Genomic DNA, 17,081 nt, shown 5'->3' on the forward strand with positions numbered 1-17,081 from the left:
CCCGTGCGATGCCTCAGGTGCCGACGGTCTCGCGGCGCTCCGAGGCCTGGGCCATCGCGTGCCGCACCACGCCGATCAGGACCTCCTTGACCGATTCCCGGTCGCGGGCGTCGGTCAGCAGCAGCGGCACGTCGTCGTCGAGATCGAGGGCCCGCCGGACGTCCTCCACCGGGTAACGGGCGGCTCCCTCGAAGCAGTTGACGCCGACGACGAAGGGAATGGAGCGCCGCTCGAAGTAGTCGACGGCGGCGAAGGAGTCCTCGAGGCGGCGCGTGTCGGCGAGCACGACGGCTCCCAGGGAGCCCTCGGAGAGCTCGTCCCACATGAACCAGAACCGCTCCTGCCCGGGCGTGCCGAACAGGTAGAGCACCAGGTCCTCGCGCAGCGTGATGCGGCCGAAGTCCATGGCCACGGTGGTGGTGCGCTTGCCCTCCACCCCGGTCGTGTCGTCGACCGGGCGTCCCGCCTCGGTGAGCAGCTCCTCCGTGCGCAGCGGCCGGATCTCGCTGACCGCGCCGACGAGCGTGGTCTTGCCCACGCCGAAGCCGCCGGCCACCAGGATCTTGAGCGTGACGGGCTCGACCGGAGACTTCCCGCGCTCAGAACGCCCGAAGATCATCGATCTCTTCTCCTGCTTGATGGGGATGGTGGGACGGTGGGCCGTAGCCCCCGCCGCCAGGGGTTTCGATGACGAGTACGTCGCCGGGACCGACGTCCGCGGAGTCGCTGCCGGCGAGCGCGGTGACGGTGCCGTCGGCCCGCTCCACCCGGTTGGCCCCCAGCGCGCCGGGCTCGCCGCCCGCCATGCCGTACGGCCGCACCCGGCGGTGCTGGGACAGGGTGGAGACGGTCATGGGCTCCTCGAAGCGGATGCGGCGCACCGCGCCGTCCCCGCCGCGCCAGCGTCCGGCACCGCCGCTGCCGTGCCGGACGGCGAACTCCTCCAGCCGCACGGGCAGCCGCCACTCCAGGACCTCGGGGTCGGTGAGCCGCGAATTGGTCATGTGGGTCTGGACGACGGGAGCGCCGGGGAATCCGTCTCCCGCGCCCGAGCCTGAGGCGACGGTCTCGTAGTACTGGTGCCGCTCGTTGCCGAAGGTGACGTTGTTCATGGTGCCCGAGCCCTCGGCCTGGACGCCGAGCGCCGCGTACAGGGCGCCGGTGATGGCCTGGGAGGTCTCGACGTTGCCCGCGACGACGGCGGCGGGCGGTTCGGGCGCCAGCATCGAGGCGGGCGGCACGATGATGTCCAGGGGCCTCAGGCAGCCGTCGTTGAGCGGGATGTCGTCGGCGACGAGGGTCCGGAAGACGTACAGGACGGCCGCGTTGACCACCGCGAAGGGCGCGTTGAAGTTGCCCGCCAGTTGCGGGGAGGTGCCGGTGAAGTCGACGGCCGCCGACCGCTTCTCGCGGTCCACGCGCACGCGTACGCGGATGACGGCGCCCGCGTCGGTCTCGTAGGCGTACTCGCCGTCGTCGAGAGCGTCGATCACGCGGCGGACGGCCTCCTCGGCGTTGTCCTGGACGTGCCTCATGTAGGCCTGGACGACGTCGAGCCCGAAGTCCTCGATCATGCGGGCGACTTCGTCGACGCCCTTGCGGTTGGCGGCGATCTGGGCGCGCAGGTCGGCGAGGTTGGTCTTCGGGTTGCGGGAGGGGTAGGGCGCCTCGGTGAGCAGCCGGCGGGTCTCCTCGTCGCGGAAGCGGCCGGCCTCGGCGAGCAGCCAGTTGTCGAAGAGGACGCCTTCCTCCTCGATGGTGCGGCTGTCGGCGGGCATGGAGCCCGGGGCGATCCCGCCGATCTCGGCATGATGGCCCCGGGAGGCGACGTAGAAGAGGATCCGGTCACCCTCCGTGTCGAACACCGGCGTGATCACGGTGACGTCCGGGAGGTGCGTTCCGCCGTGGTACGGGTCGTTGACGGCGTAGGTGTCGCCGGGCCGCATGGACGATCCCCGGCGGCGGATGACCTCCTTGACGCTGGTGCCCATGGAGCCCAGGTGGACGGGGATGTGGGGGGCGTTGGCCACCAGGTTTCCGTCCGGGTCGAAGAGCGCGCAGGAGAAGTCCAGGCGCTCCTTGATGTTGACGGACTGGGCCGTCGACTCCAGCCGCGCACCCATCTGTTCGGCGATCGACATGAACAGGTTGTTGAAGACCTCGAGCAGAACCGGATCGGCTTTCGTGTCGATGTCGGAACTCTGCGTAATCACCGCGCGTTCCATGACCAGATGCCCGTCGTCGCGTGCCACGGCCTGCCAGCCGTCGTCGACGACGGTCGTCGCACTGGCCTCGGTGATGATCGCGGGGCCGGTGACCGTCTCGCCGGGAGGGAGCTCCTCTCGGCGGTGGAGGGGTACGTCGCGCCAGGTGCCGCCGGTGTGCAGCCGGACGGTGTCGGGAGCGGCGGTCCGGCCTTCGTACGGGGCGAGGGCGGAGAGATCGGGGGGTTCGGTGACGCCGGTGGCTTCCACTGAGAGGGCTTCGACGACGATCGGACGGTCGAGCGTGAAGGAGTACGTGGCACGATGACGTTCCTCGAAGGCGTGACGCATCGTGTCGGGCTCGGTCAGCTCGACGGTGAGGGTGGTGTCGGTGCCGTCGTAGCGGAGCTGGGCGCGGCGGACGACCTGGATGTGGTCCTCCGGCACGTCCTCGGCGAGGAGTTCGGCGCGGGCCGCCCCCTCGAGGTCCTCGGCCGTCTTGAGGACGGCGGCCATGGCCCGGCGTTCCAGGGGCGCCTCGACGGACTGTTCGCGCATGGCGGTGGTGTCGGCAAGGCCGATGCCGAGGGCGGACAGCACACCGGCCATGGGCGGGACGAGGACGGTGCGGATGCCGAGCGAGTCGGCGACCATGCACGCGTGCTGGCCGCCCGCGCCGCCGAAGGTGGTCAGGGCGTAGCGGGTGACGTCGTGGCCCTTCTGGACCGAGATCCGCTTGACGGCGTTGGCGATGTTGGCGACGGCGATCTGCAGGTAGCCCTCGGCGACCTGCTCGGGCGTGCGGTCGTCGGCGGTCCGCTCGCGGATCTCGCGCGCGAGGGCGGCGAAGCGGTCGCGGACGAGCTGGTCGTCGAGGGGCTGGTCGCCGTCGGGGCCGAACACCTTCGGGAAGTGGGCGGGCTGGATGCGGCCGAGCATGACGTTGGCGTCGGTGACGGCGAGCGGGCCGCCGCCGCGGTAGCAGGCGGGTCCGGGGTCCGCCCCCGCCGAGTCCGGCCCCACGCGGTAGCGGGAGCCGTCGAAGTGCAGGATGGAGCCGCCGCCGGCCGCCACCGTGTGGATGTCCAGCATCGGGGCGCGCAGCCGGACTCCGGCGATCTGCGTGGTGAAGACCCGTTCGTACTCACCGGCGAAGTGCGAGACGTCGGTGGAGGTGCCACCCATGTCGAACCCGATGACCCGGTCGAACCCGGCGAGCTGCGACATACGGGCCATGCCGACGATCCCGCCCGCGGGGCCGGAGAGGATGGCGTCCTTGCCGCGGAACTGACCGGCTTCGGCGAGACCGCCGTTGGACTGCATGAACATCAGCCGCACACCGTGCAGCTCGTCGGCGACGTGCCGGACGTAGCGGCGCAGCACCGGCGAGAGGTAGGCGTCGACGACCGCGGTGTCCCCGCGGGGGACGAGCTTCATCAGCGGGCTGACCTCGCTGGACAGCGAGATCTGCGGGAAGCCGATGCGAGCGGCCAGCTCGCCGACGGCCCGCTCGTGGGCGGGGTGCAGGTGGCTGTGCATGCAGACGACGGCGACGGCGCGGATCCCGTCGTCGTACGCCTCCTGCAGCGGCCCGGTCAGCGCGTCCAGGTCGGGGGCGCGCAGCACGGTGCCGTCGGCGGCGATGCGCTCGTCGACCTCGACGACCCGCTCGTGGAGCAGTTCGGGGAGTTCGATGCGGCGCGCGAAGATGTGCGGCCGGTTCTGGTAGGCGATGCGCAGGGCGTCGCGGAAGCCGCGCGTGACGACGAGCAGCGTGCGCTCGCCCTTGCGCTCCAGCAGGGCGTTGGTGGCGACCGTCGTGCCCATCCGGACGGCCTCGACGTGCTCCGGGGCGCCGTCCAGCAGTTCCCGGACGCCCGCGACGGCCGCGTCGGAGTACCGCGCGGGGTTCTCCGACAGCAGCTTGTGCGTGAGCAGGCGGCCGTCCGGGCGTCGCGCGACGATGTCGGTGAACGTGCCGCCCCGGTCCACCCAGAACTGCCAGCCAGTCACGTCAGTACCCCGCTTCCGCGCCGCTCACAGCGCCCGGAGGCCGTTGATCACGTCGCGCAGAATACTCTCGTCCACCAGCTCGGCAGGCGGGATCGGCCGGTTGACGTGGACGAATTCCGCGTCCACGAGGTCTCCGACGAGGACCCGGACCACACCGATGGGCAGGTCGAGCCCGGCGGCGAGTTCGGCGACCGACTGGGGGGTGTCCCGGCACAGGTCGACGATGTCCACGTGTTCGGGCGACAGCGTCGTGTCGGCGTCCGGGTCGTCCGCGTGCGGTTCCGCGACCACCACCGCGATCAGGTCGAGGCGGTGCTGCCCCGGGCTGGTCGTGCGACCGCGTGTCATCGCGTAGGGGCGGACGACCGGTCCGGCCTCGTCGTCGAACCAGTGGCTTGTTCCCTGACCGTCAGCGCTCATGACATCTCACTACCCGCCTGCGGGCAGATCGGTGCGTGGAGCGGTGCCGAGATGCGCGCCGACGCGCTTGACCAGGAGTGTCATCTCGTACGCCACCTGGCCGATGTCGGCGTCGGCGTCGGCGAGGACGGCCAGGCAGCTGCCGTCGCCCGCGGCCGTCACGAACAGGAAGGCCTCGTCGAGTTCCACGATGGTCTGCCGGACGTTGCCCGCCTCGAAGTGGCGGCCCACGCCCTTGGCGAGGCTGTGGAACCCGGAGGCGACGGCGGCGAGGTGCTCGCTGTCCTCCCGGGTCAGGTCCCTGGACACGCCGGTCGGCAGGCCGTCGCCGGAGAGCACGAGAGCCTTGCGGATGCTCGCGACGCGGTCCACCAGCTCGTCCAGGAGCCAGTTCAGCTCTCCGGACTGATCGGTCGCGCTGTGGCCGGTCGCCTTCGGTGCGGTCATCGACCGTCCCCCTTAGTCGTTCCTTGTGGTGCTGTGCCACGGTGGGCGTCGTCGCCCGCGGCATTCTCGTCGCGACCGCGCTGCCAGCCGCGCTGGAGCGAGGCCATACGGTTGCGTACCTCGTCGGCGTCCCGCTCGACGGGTTCCGCGCGCTCATCGGTGCGCCGCACGGCGCTCTGGCGCAGCTGTGGGGCCAGGTTGGCCTGGCGCACCCGCCGCGGCAGCGCGCCCGCGCCGGATCCGCCCTCCGGAGTGCCGGCGCCGGGGCGCCCGCCGAGGGCGTCCGCTCTGCCGGGCGTTGCCGGGGCGGGTCGGGTGCGGGCGGGAAGTGCGGGGCTCAGCGGGTGCTCGCCGGGGGCGCCGGCCGCGGCGCCCCCGCCGGGACGGCCGGTTTCGCCCTGGCCCGGACGCAGCGGCGAGGTGCCTCGCCTGCGGTTGGGCAGGGGCGGCGCGGCCTCGGGGTCCGAGGCGTCCGGCGCGCTGCCCGTCAGGAGTTCCTCGCGGCGCCGGGACGGCAGCGGCACGGCGGTCTTCGGCTCGGGGCGGCCGGACCGGGCCGGCGGGGCCTCGTGCGTGTCCTCGCGCCGGGGTCGTGCGTCGGTGACCGGGCGTCCGTGGGAGCTGACCAGCTTGGGCGTGCTGCGCCGGGGCAGCTGGACGGGCGAGCCCGAACGGTCGTCCTGGTCGCCGTGGGCGGACCCGCGGCCGTCGGCGTCGGGGCGCCGGAGGTCGTCGTGCCGGCCGCCCGGTTCGTCGTCGGCGAGGGCGCGGGACCGCAGGGGGCGGAAGATGCCGCCGCGTTCGTCGTCCTCGTCGTCGAGCGCGCCCGGGAAGTCGTCGAGGTCGACGGGGGCCTCCAGCTCGACCGGCCCGTTCAGGAGCGCGCCGGGCAGTTGCACTGGCACCCGGGACAGCTCGTTGCGGCGGCTCTCCTCGAGTTCGGCCTCCTTCGAGGGCTGGGGGCGGTCGAGGCGGAAGCCGATGCCGTTCGTGTCGGGCACGTCGTCGGTCAGCAGCGCGTCCGGGATGAAGACGACGGCGGTGGTGCCGCCGTACGGGGACGTCTGGAGGGAGACGCGCACGTTCTGCCGCTGGGCGAGCCGGCTGACCACGAACAGACCGAGCCGGTCGGTGTCGGACAGCTCGAACTCGGGTGTCTCGGCGAGCCGCAGGTTGGCGTCCAGCAGTGCGTCGGCGGCCATGCCCAGACCGCGGTCGTGGATCTCCAGGGTGAAGCCGTTGGCGACCCGCTCTCCGACGACCTGCACGGCCGTGTGCGGGGGCGAGAACACGGTGGCGTTCTCCAGGAGTTCGGCCACGAGGTGGGTGAGGTCGGCGACGGCCGGGCCGGTGACGGCGACCCGGGGCAGCCTGCGGACCTCGATGCGCTCGTAGTCCTCGACCTCGGCGACGGCGGCCCGCACGACGTCCATGAGCTGGACGGGTTTGCGCCACTGCCGGGACGGGGCGGCGCCGGAGAGGATCACCAGGCCCTCGGCGTGCCGGCGCATACGGGTGGTCAGGTGGTCGAGCCGGAAGAGGTCGGCCAGTTCGTCGGTGTCCTCGGTGCGGCGCTCCATGCTGTCGAGGAGGGTGAGCTGCTTGTGCAGCAGGACCTGGCTGCGGCGGGCGAGGTTGACGAACACCTCGGAGACGCCGGCGCGCAGTTCGGCCTGTTTGACGGCGGCCTCGACGGCGGCGCGCTGCAGGGTGTTGAGAGCCTGGCCGACCTCGCCGATCTCGTTCTTGTCGTACTCCAGGCGCGGTGCCTCGGTCTCCACGTCGACCTGCTCGCCTGCGGACAGGCGCCGCATGACGCTGGGCAGCCGCACGCCCGACGCCTCATGGGCCTCCAGGCGCAGCTTTCGCAGGTCGCGGATGAGGGTGCGGCCGATGCGCACGGACAGGAAGAGCGAGAAGAGCAGGGCCAGCAGGCCGAGGACGCCGGCGACGGCGGCCTTGGCGATGACCCCCATCGCGACGGGGCGTACGCGGTCCTGGTAGCGGTCGTCCGCCTGGTCGTTGAGGGTGCCGAGCTCGTCGAGGACGTTCCCGGCGGCGTTGTCCCAGTTCTTGGCGGTGACCTCGGGGGAGGTGCCGGCTCCCGCGGAGACCGCGGACTGTTCGGCCACGCGCAGCGGGGCCGTCTCGGCGTTCTTCCAGAACCGCTGGTAGCGATCGCGATCCGAGGAGGGCAGCAGCTGCAGGTTGTAGTCGTAGATCAGGCTGCGCTGGGCGATGAGGTCGGTGACCTTGCGCAGCTCGGTGCGGGAGGGCTTGCCGACGACCAGGGCGGAGCCCAGGAGCGCGTCCTCGCGGGAGAGCAGTTCGCGGGCGCGGGCGAGGCTGACCAGGGCACGGTACTGCTTGTCCATCTCCACGTTGTCGACGACGTGGAGGTTGGTGAGCAGCACGTAGCAGGGGTCGATCAGGCGGTTGTAGAGATCGAGGGCCTGGGCGCGGTCGACGGTTCCGTCCTCGACACTGTGCCGCAGGTCGTCGAGACCCTTGAACGCGTCCAGCACCGTGCTCAGGCGGTCGGTCGTCTCCCCGCCCATGGCGTCGCGCACATCCGGGTTCGTGGAGTTCTTCCGGATCCGTGCGACGGCCTTGTCGGTGGCGGCCCGGGTGCGCCGCAGATCGCTGATCCCCTCGGAGGCGCGGGGGTCGGCGAGATAGACGAGGGACTGGCGGCGTTCCTGCTGTACGACGCGGACGGTGTCCTCGATCGGATAAGCGACCTTCTCCACCACGTCCGACACGTTGAACAGCTGTTCCGCCTCACGTCCGGTGAGTACGGTGGCGAAGCCCCAGATCGCGGTGAGGGACACCAGCGGCACGAGAAGCAGCGCCACGATCTTCCGGCGGATCGACTTCCCGCGAAAGCGCATGGCCTCCCCCAGCTCGACCCCCGCCGAACGGGGGTACACATGTACGTCAACAAACGGCGCGAGCCTACTACCGAAGCACAGGTAACTCGAAGACCGGTCCGGAGGCTGAACTTCCGCACGGGCGGCGAGACATGGGGAGTTGTCCGTTCATTGCGGCAGATTGCCTCCCGGTTTGCCCTGGAGATGACGGAAGTTCATCGCGCGTGCGTGGCCGACGTGTTGGCCGAAATTTTTCGTTGCTTGGGAATCTTCGAAGGGCGTCGTTCGTCCTTCTCTACAGGAAATGGGTGCGGAATCGGCCACAGGAGCCGCATCCCGCAACCCGGCGGCGTAAAACAACGCAAGCCGGGCAGCCACTGGGGAGTCGTGCTGTGAGGCACGGAGGCGAGCGGTCTGCTGGCGGTGGGGAGTGACACGGTGATGGGCACGGCGGAGCGGAACAAGGCGCCCGGGGACGGCGTGGTGACGCGCACGGCGGTGCGGCGGGGCACCGAAGCACCGGATCGCGACATTCCGGCAGGCGGACGTGTGGCCGCGCAGGAAGGTGACGCTGCCCGGGGCCAGTCGTCCTACCGACCCCTGTGGGTCGAGGAGCCGGCGCGCAGGCGCCGACTGCCCGACCCGGTGCGTACGGCGGCCGTGCGGGCGGTGCTGATCATCGCCGTGACGCTGCTGCAGGCGATGGTGGCCTTCCTGTGCACCATGGCCGGCTCATGGCTGGCGTTCCCGATGGTCATCAGCAGCGTCGTCAGCACGGTGGTCGCCACCTGGGGTGCCCTGGACGTGTGGGTGACCCGCCAGGTGTGGAACCAGCGCAACGGCGTGGTGTCGACCCCGGGCAGCACCGCCCGGGCCCTGCGGCGCGAGCGGCGCCGCGTCCGGCGCCAGGAGAAGGCCGCCGTGCGGACCCAGGAGCGCATACGGCGTCGGGGCGGCGCGGGTCAGCTGTCGCACCCCTGACGGCCCGCTGGTCAACCGTTCGTCGGCGCCGGCCGCTTGAACATCCGGGTGGCGGTGATCTCGCTGCGCACCGCCTCGTCCTCGCCGTTCGGGCTCTGCTGGGGCAGTCCGGGCCTGAGGTGCTCCTCCACGCTGATGTACTTCAGCCCGGCCCGTAGGTCGGCGTCGTTGCGGAGCCTGATCACGAGGGGGAACTCCGCCAGCGCGGTCGTGTCGAACAGTCCGGTGGTGTAGAGGAGTTGGACGCCCAGCGCGTCCGAAACGGCCCGCTGCAGCTCCAGCAGGTACGTGGCGTTCGCGCGCCCGATGGGGTTGTCGAGGAACAGCGTGCCGGCGTGGCGGTGCCTGTCCCGGCCACGGTCGTTGGAGCGCAGGGCGGCCATGGTGCAGTACAGGGCGATGGCCGCGGTGAGCAGCTGGCCGCCCGAGAACACGTCGCCCATCTGCCCGACGGGCACCCGCTCGGCGCGCAGTACGGCGTCCGGCTTGAGGATCTCCACGGCGACGCCCCTGGGCTGCAGGGCCGCGGCCACACCGCGCAGCAGCAGGGACATGCCGTCGCGCCGCAGGTCGGAGTTCTTCTTCACGGCGGCCCGGGTCGCCTCGTCGATGACCTCGCCCAGGCGCTCGGTGAGCGTGGCCTGGTCGGGTTCCTCGAAGCGGATGCGCAGGAACTCCTGCCCGGACCACTCGCCGAGCCCCTCCGGCAGCCGGGACAACCGCTGGGCGGACCGCAGGGTCGCCAGTGCCGACTCGACGAGGCCGCGCAGGCGGTCCACGATCGAGTCGCGGTTGCGCTCCAATTGAGCCAACTCGTCGGTGAGCACACGGAGTCGGGGCGCGAAAGCGTCGGCCCACTTCTGCGCGTGCTCGGGCAGCGCGGAGGCGGGCAGTTCGCGGATCTGCTGCCGCGCGGGGGTGCGGACCTGCTCGTAGCGCGTGGAGTTGGCGTGCCGGACGAGGACGTCGCTCGCCTCCCGTACGGCGGACTCGGCGGCCGACAGGTCGGCGGCGCACCCGCGCAGCGAGCGGCGGGCCTCGGCCGCGGAGTGCCGGGCCTCCTCCAGGCTGCCCGGGTAGGGCTCCGGTTCCTCCTGCTCCTCCTCGAAAGGGTGCTCGCGCAGCAGGTCGCGCAGCATCGCGGCGATCTCGTCGAAGCCTCCGGCCGAGTCCTCGGCCGCGCGGTGGGCGTCGAGCAGTTCGGCGTGCGCCTGCCGGGACTGGCTCAACGCCTCGGTGCGGGAGGCCAGTTCGGCGGTGGCCGTGCGCAGCAGTGCCTGGGCGTGCTCGGCGTCGCGCGGCTGGAGCTCCTCGGACAGCTCGGTGTGCGCCTCACCGTCCTCGGGCGCGTGCCGCTCCGCCTCACCGCGGAGCCGGCCGAGCTGCTCGCTCGCGCTGGACATCCGGGTCTCCAGCAGCTGGACCAGCTCCTCGGCCCGGGCGGCGGCGGCCTGGCGGGAGGGCCCGTCGGAGCCGTCGGGCGACTGCAGCAGCTGCTCGGCGCGGGTGCGGACCTTGTTGCTGAGCCGGTCCAGTTCGGTGCGGGCGGCGCTCTCGTCGCTCTCCGCGCGGGCCTGCTCGGCGCGCAGGTCGGCGCCGACGCCGACCTTCTCGTAGACCTGGGAGGCGGCCCGGTAGGCCTCGCGGAGGGCGGGCAGCGACGCCTTCGGGGCCGCCGCGTCGTACTCCGGTACGTCGTCGGGGGCGCCCGCGATCTCGGCGCGCTCGGCGCGCAGCGCGCGGGCGGTGCGCCGGGCGTCGTCGGCGGCCCGCTGGGCGGCGCGCCGGTCCTCGTCGGCGGCGCGAGCGCGGTCCAGGCAGACCTGGGCGCGGGCCTCCGACTCGGCTCCCTCGTCGGCCAGTTCGCGGAGCTTTGCCTGCCAGCCGGCCCGCTCGCGCAGCCGGAAGGCGAGCCCCGCGAGGGCGTCGGCGGCGCGGCGTGCCTTCTGCGCGGCCTCCTGCCGCTCGTCCCGCACCTGCGCGGCCTCGGCGGCGGCCTCGTCGGCCTCGGCCCGCACCGTGCGCGCCTCGCTCAGTTCGGCCTCCGCCTCCTCGGCGAACGCGCGGGCGTCGTGCGCCGCCTGTGCCAGTTCCACGAGTCGACCGGCGGGACAGCCCGTGCGCCAGGAGGCGAGCCGGGCGGCCAGCTCACGGTCCTTGCCGAGCCGGGCGGCGAGCGTACGGATCTCCTCGTCGCGCTCGGCCGCCCGCGCGCGCAGCGCTTGCCGTTCCTCGTCGGCAGCGCGTTCGTCGTGCATGGCCGGGTTCGGCGGGACGAGGAACACGTCGGCGGAACCGCCGTGTTCGGCGTCGTGCGCCGGGGTCGGTGCGAGCAGGGCGGCCGCGGTGCCGACTGCGACCGCCGAACGCGGCAGCAGTGCCGCGTCGGCGAGGGCGCCCCGGGCGCGGGCGTGCGTGTCGGGGTCGGTGATGATCACGCCGTCGACCAGCTCGGGCCGGGCGGCCAGGACGCGCGCGTGGTCGGTGGGGTCGACGGCCTGGGCGAGGTAGCGCCAGCCGGGCAGTGCGGGGATGCCGTGCTCGCCCAGGAACTCGACCGTGGCGAGCACGTCGGGGCCGGGGGGAAGCAGTCCGCCGTCGCCGAGCGCGCCGAGGATGCGGGAGTCGTCGGCCGCGGCCGTGCGCAGTTCGAAGAGGTGGCGCTCTGCGGTGGAGACCGAGTCCTCCAGCAGCTCGCGCAGTTCGTCGGCGAAGCGGTCGAGGTCCTCGGGCGTGAGCGCCCCATCGTCGCTCTCCGCCTCCTGGCGGGGCCGCGGGACCGCCGACCGGTCGTGCTCGCCGGACCCGCCGGAAAGGCTCAGCAGCTCCGCCAGCCGTTCCTCGGCCGCCAGTGCCTCGGCCAGGCGCCGCTCGGCCTCGTAGGAGCGCTGGGTCGCGGTCGCCGCGTCCGCGGCGCGGGCCGCGGTCAGCTCCGCGCGGGACTCGGCCGAGGCCGCCTCGCGCGCGTGCTCGGCCGCCTTGCGGGAGGCCTCACGGGCCGTGTCCCAGGCCGCGACGGCCGTCTTCTCGGCGTCGCTGGCGGCGAGGGCGGCGCGCGCCGGATCGGCGTCGGGGGCGCTGTCGTCGAGCCAGCCGGCCCGCACCGCCTCGGCGGTCTCCTGTTCGACCTCGGTGAGGCGCTGGCGCAGATGGCCGATCTCGCTGCGGGCGCGCTGCGCCTCGGTCGCGGCGGCGGTCGAGTCCCGGTGGGCGGCCTCGCCGACCTCCTGCAGGGCGGCGGAGCGCTCTTCCTCCTCGTTGGCGAGGGCCTCGGCGCTCTCGGCGGCCGACTGCAGGGCCCGTACGAGATCCACGGCGGCCCTGGCGCGGGCGGCGAGCGCCGGGGCCGCGTCCCGTTCGGCCTCCTGGATGGCGGCGGCCACGCGGGCGACGCGGTCGGCGGCGGCGCGGTGGCGCAGTACGGCCTCGGCGGCCTGCCAGGCGGAGTGCAGGGTGCGGGCGTCGGCCAACTCGCGCTTCTGCGCGGCGGCGGACTTCTCGGCGGCGGCGAGCGCCAGGGAGGCGTTGCGGTAGGCGAGTTCGGCGGCGATCAGCGCGCTGCGCTCGCGGGCGCCCTCGGCGTGCGTGACCGCATAGGCGGCGGCGGTGACGCGCTGGGCGAGGTCGGCGGCCCGCACCCGCTCCCGCGTGCCGCGGGCCGACAGCCGGCGGGCCAGGGTCCGGGTGCGGCGCTCGGCCGCGGTGTGGACGTCACGCGCACGCGCGCGTGCCTCCGCGGCCTCGATGATCCGTCCGAGGAGGTCCACGGACCCGGCGGTGAAGTCCCGTTCGGCGATCAGCTCGGCGCGGCGGCCCAGCTTGTTGCCGAAGCCGCTGACGAGGTCGGCGAGTCCGTCGGTGTCCCGGGTGTCGGTGACGGCGCGCAGCAGCAGGTCGGTGAAGTCGGAGTCCTTCTTGACCGCGAAGAGGCCGGCCGCCTCGCCCTCGTCGGCGTTCATCTCCCGCTGATAGCGGAAGAGTTCGGGGTCCAGGCCGAGGTCGCCGAGGTGTTCGATCCACCGGTCGTGGATCTCCTCCCAGTGCACCTCAAGGTGGGGGTAGGCCTTGCCGGCCTCGGTGAGGGCGTCCCGGAAGCCCTTCATGGTGCGGCGGCGGCCCTGGGCTCCCGACTGGCCCTCGATGGCGGGGCGTACGGCGGTGGACTCGGCCACCGGCAGGTTGTCCAGGGACAGTCCGGGCCCGGGCCGGAACGAGTACCAGGCCTCGGCGAACTTCCGCGGGTCGTTGGAGACCTGCCGACCACGCCACTCGCTGACCTTGCCGACGACGACGCACTCGCCCGTCAGCGTGTGCTGCCACTCCAGGGCGACGTGCCCGCAGTCGTCGGCGAGCAGGAACTTGCGCAGGACGCCGGAGCTGGCGCCGCCGAGGGTGTTTCGGTGGCCGGGCAGCATCACCGAGAAGATCAGCTTCAGCAGGACCGACTTGCCGCCGCCGTTCTCCAGGAAGAGCACGCCGGCGGGCGCGGGGCGGCGCGGCGGCCCGACCGGCTCCTCCTCGAAGAACTCCGCCTGGGTGGGCGCGGGGTCGGGCACGGGCTCGCCCACGCCGCGCAGGTCGAGCACGGTGTCGGCGTAGCGCGCACCGGCGGGCCCGATGGAGTAGAGGCGGACGCGGGACAGCTCGTACATGGCGGACTCTCGTAGGTCTTCGGCAGGTCAGGGGGGTCAGGACGGGGACGACGAGTGAAAGGGCAGCCCGGCGTCGGCCGCCAGGTGCAGGTCGTCGGTGTCCTCGGGCGGCAGCAGCGTGGGCGTGCCGTCGGTCACCGGGACGACGCCCAGCTCCAGCAGTTCGGCCATCGCGGCACTGCCCGCCATGTCCCGCACCTGGAGCTGGTAGCGGGCGGTTGTGCGGTAGGTGCCGCCGTTGTCGTCACCGGTGCGCTGGAGGAACCCGGAGTCGGTGAGGAAGGCGACCGCCTTGCCGACGATGCCGGTCGTCGAACCGGCGAGTCTGCGCGCGTCCTTGGTGGCGCCGGCCGCGCTGCGTCTCATCCAGATCCGCCACGCGGCCTCCAGCCCGGGCGCGTCGGTGGCGGGGTCGGTGTTCTCGCCCTGCTCCTCGGCGCGTTCCTCCAGCCGCCGGCAGGCCTGTCGGACGAACGCGTCGACGCCGTTGACGCTCACGCGCCCGATGTAGCCGTCGTCGGCGAGGTCCTCGGGGCGTGGGAAGGCCATGGCGGCGACGGCGAGGTGGGCCAGTCCGTGCAGGAAGCGGTCACCGCCGTCGGCGGACGTGCGACGCGCGTAGTCGCCCATGCGGACGGCGAAGACGGAGTCCTCGGCCGCGGTGACCGCCATCCCAGCGCGCGGGGACACCTCCAGCACGATCAGTCCGAGCCCGGCGGCCACGGCGTCCGCGAGGCGCGCGAAGGGCGGGTCCTCCCGGTAGCGCCGCAGCAGTTCCGCGTACTCCTGGTCCCGCGCGGGCTGCAGTTTGGGCTGCAGCCCGAAGGCGACGAGCCGCGCCGCGTCGGCGGCGTCGGCAGGCGTGACGGCGGCGGGCGCCGAGGGCGCCGGGACCTCCGTGTCACTCCGATCGACGTGCTCGGTCACTGCTCGGGCTCCTTGTTGTCGCGTCGTTGCTCGGTCATGCCGCTTCCGTCCGGTCCGCGGCCATCCCCGCCGCGTCCAGCAGGGCGGTCCCGACGATCAGGTCGGCGCCGCCGAACTCGGGGTCGTCCAGCTCCGTCCCGTCGTCCACGGCGAACAGCAGTTTCTCCTCGCCCTGGCGGTAGGCCGTGCCGACGGGCGGACTGGCCGCGTGCACCGCGAGCAGCGCCACGAGGTACGGCAGTTCCGGATCCCTTCGGCGGGCCTCCGCGAGCAGTCCGGAGAGCCGGCGCGGCGCGTCGGCCGGCAGGTCGAGCAGTTCGGTCGCCGCGGCCAGCTGCTCCTCGCTGAACCGGCTGTCGTCCGGTGTCGCGATGAGATCGGGTTCCGGCATCTCGGCGCCGAGGTGCTCCCGCTCCACCGGGGGCGTGAGCAGGATGTCGACCAGGTCGCCCACCCGGACCGACACCGGCGTGCGCAGGCCGGTCCCGCGCGCGAAGAAGGCGTCCGTGACACGGACGGCGTGCTCCACCGGCAGGGGCAGCACGGGAGCGACCAGATGTCCGTACAGGTCTATCCCCGACGAGGTCATGGGGGTGGCGAACGCCTGCCGGTCCTGCTCCGCGCGGAACAGCGGCCCCGCCTCAAGCAGCCGGGACTGCAGCTGTGTGTGCCGGCGGATGCAGTCCTTGACGATGTCGACGAGTTCGGCCGCCCGCCGCTTGTGCTCGGTGTCCTCCGTCTCGTCGCGCGCCTTGCGGATGTTGGTGAGGATGGCGTTCTCGTGGCGGTACCGGTCGGCCACGTGGTCCAGCGCCTCGGCGATCATGTCGGGCACGGAGTTGAGCCAGTCCACCGCCCGTACGTTGCGCCGGGTCGCGTCCAGGGCGCGGCGCAGGGTCTCCGAGTACTGGACGGTGCGGTAGCGGGCCTGTTCGGCGGCGAGCTGCGCGTCGGCGAGGCGGCCCCGGTTGATGAGCACCTCCAGCTTGACCTCGGCGGCGATCTGGGCGCTGGTGACGTCCGTGTCGAGGGCGCCGACCAGGACGTTGACCGCTTCGTCGGTCGTACGGAGGTACACCGTGCCGCCGGGGCCGGGCACCTCCTCGATCAGCTTGAAGTCGTAGTCGCGCCGGACGTAGCTGCCGTCGGTCGTGAAGGTGCCGTAGACGGCCCGGAAGCCGCGGTCGACGCTTCCGACGTTGATCAGGTTCTCCAGCACCCAGCGGGCCACGCGCTCGTGCTCTGCGACGGGCCGCTGCGGGGCCTGGGCGGCGATGCGGGGGATGAGGCGGGCGACTATCTGGTCGTGGTCGGCGCCCGTGTCGAAGTCCATGTTCAGGGTGACCAGGTCGATGGCCGCGAGGGCCACCTCCGCCATGCCGTAGACCGAGTACTCACCGGCGAGGTTGGCCTTGCGGGCGTCGAGGTCGTGCAGCGGCGCGGTGCAGGCGAGCGCGCGCAGCCGCCGCGCCAGTCCCTCGTCGGCGGCCGGGCCCGGTGCGGGGCGCGGCCCCGCGCTGAGCTGGGGCGGAACACGGTCCGTCGGTGCAGGCGAAGTCACGGTGCACAGACTAGGTCCTCGGTCTGACAACGGCCCAAACGACTCAAGGGGGCCCTGGCGTCACACTTCGCCCGTCAGTGCGAGGAGCTCGCGCCTGGCCCGGCTCCATGGGCCTCCTCGCCGACCCGCCTGCGGTAGACCTCGACGACTCGCTCCAGGGAGTCCCGCAGATACGTCGCGAGCAGCTTCTCGGCCTCCGCCCGGTCCCCGGCCTCCAACGCCTGGAGGATCTGGCGGTTGCGGGCGAGATAGGGCTCGTGGAGCCGCTTCGGGTCGTCGACGACGTGGAAGGCGAGCCGCAGTTCGGCGAAGACGCTGCGCATCAGCTCGTCGGTGCGGGCGCTGCCCGCGAGGGCCACCAGTTCCCGGTGGAAGTGGATGTTGGCGGTGCCCAGCGCTTTCCAGTCACCCTCGCGCGCCGCCCGCAGCCCCTCCTCGACGGCCGCCGACAGCCCGTCGAGCCCGTACGGCGGCTCGCCGAGCCCGCGGACGACGGCGCACTCGACGAGGCCGCGGGTGCGGTAGATGTCCTCGACGTCCTCGACCGCCAGGACCCGGACGAAGACACCGCGGTTGAGCTCGTGGACGAGCAGGCGTTCGTGCGTGAGCAGCCGGAACGCCTCGCGCAGGGTGTTGCGGGAGACCCCGAGCGCGCCGCCGATGCTGTCCTCCGACAGGCGCGTGCCGGGCGGGAAGAAGCCCTCGGCGATGCGGCTTCTGAGGATGTCCGAAACCCGTTCGGCGGTGCTGGTGCGTCCCAGGAGGGCGCGGTCCTCGGCGAGTGACGTCAGCTGCTCTGCCATGCCGGAATTCAATCGCAGATCAGAAGAACGAACCAACATGGGTATTGAGGGATCGTTGAACAATCCTCTACGGTTCTCCTCGCGGCACCGCTCCGTTCTCCTGCGGCGCCCACCGCTTGCGCACGACTCAGCTCCGCACGGCACGCTCTCCCGCACGGCACGGCTCACTCCTGAAGCACCCTCCGTCCTCCCTCTGCGAGGTG

Annotated in this window: 10 protein-coding genes; 1 reads left to right on the forward strand and 9 read right to left on the reverse strand. The window is 72.8% G+C overall.

Annotated elements, in window-relative coordinates:
* Window positions 1-13: 13 nt before the first annotated feature.
* The 5 genes from FBY22_RS27230 to FBY22_RS27250 are packed head-to-tail and all read right to left on the reverse strand — an operon-like array spanning window position 14 to window position 7,975.
* Complete coding sequence (locus FBY22_RS27230; protein WP_142150280.1) at window positions 14-619, reverse strand: ATP/GTP-binding protein; 606 nt, start codon at window positions 617-619, stop codon at window positions 14-16.
* On the reverse strand, window positions 600-4,217 hold the full coding sequence (locus FBY22_RS27235) for a hydantoinase B/oxoprolinase family protein (RefSeq protein WP_142150282.1): 3,618 nt from the start codon (window positions 4,215-4,217) through the stop codon (window positions 600-602). Before FBY22_RS27235 ends, FBY22_RS27230 begins: the two co-directional genes overlap by 20 nt.
* A 24-nt stretch (window positions 4,218-4,241) precedes the next feature.
* The gene (locus FBY22_RS27240; RefSeq protein ID WP_142150283.1) at window positions 4,242-4,637 is read right to left on the reverse strand and encodes a DUF742 domain-containing protein; all 396 of its coding nucleotides are present in this window, start codon (window positions 4,635-4,637) and stop codon (window positions 4,242-4,244) included.
* Window positions 4,638-4,646: 9 nt separating this feature from the next.
* Window positions 4,647-5,084 carry a roadblock/LC7 domain-containing protein gene (locus FBY22_RS27245; RefSeq protein ID WP_142150285.1) on the reverse strand — a complete coding sequence of 146 codons (438 nt, stop codon included), beginning with the start codon at window positions 5,082-5,084 and terminating at the stop codon, window positions 4,647-4,649.
* Window positions 5,081-7,975 (reverse strand): nitrate- and nitrite sensing domain-containing protein, encoded by a 2,895-nt coding sequence (locus tag FBY22_RS27250; protein ID WP_142150287.1) that lies wholly within the window; start codon window positions 7,973-7,975, stop codon window positions 5,081-5,083. The genes FBY22_RS27245 and FBY22_RS27250 overlap by 4 nt, the downstream gene beginning before the upstream one ends.
* A 420-nt stretch (window positions 7,976-8,395) precedes the next feature.
* Here FBY22_RS27250 and FBY22_RS27260 point away from each other — a divergent pair, with 420 nt between their 5' ends.
* Window positions 8,396-8,935, forward strand: coding sequence for a hypothetical protein (locus FBY22_RS27260; protein ID WP_142150291.1), 540 nt, complete (start codon window positions 8,396-8,398; stop codon window positions 8,933-8,935).
* A gap of 11 nt (window positions 8,936-8,946) precedes the next feature.
* Here FBY22_RS27260 and FBY22_RS27265 read toward each other — a convergent pair whose 3' ends face one another.
* The 4 genes from FBY22_RS27265 to FBY22_RS27280 all read right to left on the reverse strand — a co-directional run bounded on the left by FBY22_RS27265 (window position 8,947) and on the right by FBY22_RS27280 (window position 16,878).
* Window positions 8,947-13,587, reverse strand: a complete 4,641-nt coding sequence (locus tag FBY22_RS27265) for a hypothetical protein (RefSeq protein WP_142150293.1) — start codon at window positions 13,585-13,587, stop codon at window positions 8,947-8,949.
* Between the two features lie 36 nt (window positions 13,588-13,623).
* Entirely contained in the window at window positions 13,624-14,514 is an 891-nt protein-coding gene (locus FBY22_RS27270) for a hypothetical protein (RefSeq protein ID WP_142150295.1), read from the reverse strand.
* A 34-nt stretch (window positions 14,515-14,548) separates the two neighbouring features.
* Window positions 14,549-16,075: a hypothetical protein gene (locus FBY22_RS27275; protein WP_142150297.1), complete on the reverse strand. Its 1,527-nt coding sequence runs from the start codon at window positions 16,073-16,075 to the stop codon at window positions 14,549-14,551.
* A gap of 74 nt (window positions 16,076-16,149) precedes the next feature.
* Entirely contained in the window at window positions 16,150-16,878 is a 729-nt protein-coding gene (locus FBY22_RS27280; protein ID WP_142150299.1) for a GntR family transcriptional regulator, read from the reverse strand.
* Window positions 16,879-17,081: the final 203 nt, after the last annotated feature.

Origin of the sequence: Streptomyces sp. SLBN-31, from assembly GCF_006715395.1 — a bacterium.
Classification (GTDB): Bacteria; Actinomycetota; Actinomycetes; order Streptomycetales; family Streptomycetaceae; genus Streptomyces.

Bases quoted from the DNA above. Each gene is read 5' to 3' on its own strand.
- FBY22_RS27260 (WP_142150291.1), top strand. From the start codon at position 8,396: ATGGGCACGGCGGAGCGGAACAAGGCGCCCGGGGACGGCGTGGTGACG.
- FBY22_RS27265 (WP_142150293.1), bottom strand. From the start codon at position 13,587: ATGTACGAGCTGTCCCGCGTCCGCCTCTACTCCATCGGGCCCGCCGGT.
- FBY22_RS27250 (WP_142150287.1), bottom strand. From the start codon at position 7,975: ATGCGCTTTCGCGGGAAGTCGATCCGCCGGAAGATCGTGGCGCTGCTT.
- FBY22_RS27280 (WP_142150299.1), bottom strand. From the start codon at position 16,878: ATGGCAGAGCAGCTGACGTCACTCGCCGAGGACCGCGCCCTCCTGGGA.
- FBY22_RS27230 (WP_142150280.1), bottom strand. From the start codon at position 619: ATGATCTTCGGGCGTTCTGAGCGCGGGAAGTCTCCGGTCGAGCCCGTC.
- FBY22_RS27240 (WP_142150283.1), bottom strand. From the start codon at position 4,637: ATGAGCGCTGACGGTCAGGGAACAAGCCACTGGTTCGACGACGAGGCC.
- FBY22_RS27245 (WP_142150285.1), bottom strand. From the start codon at position 5,084: ATGACCGCACCGAAGGCGACCGGCCACAGCGCGACCGATCAGTCCGGA.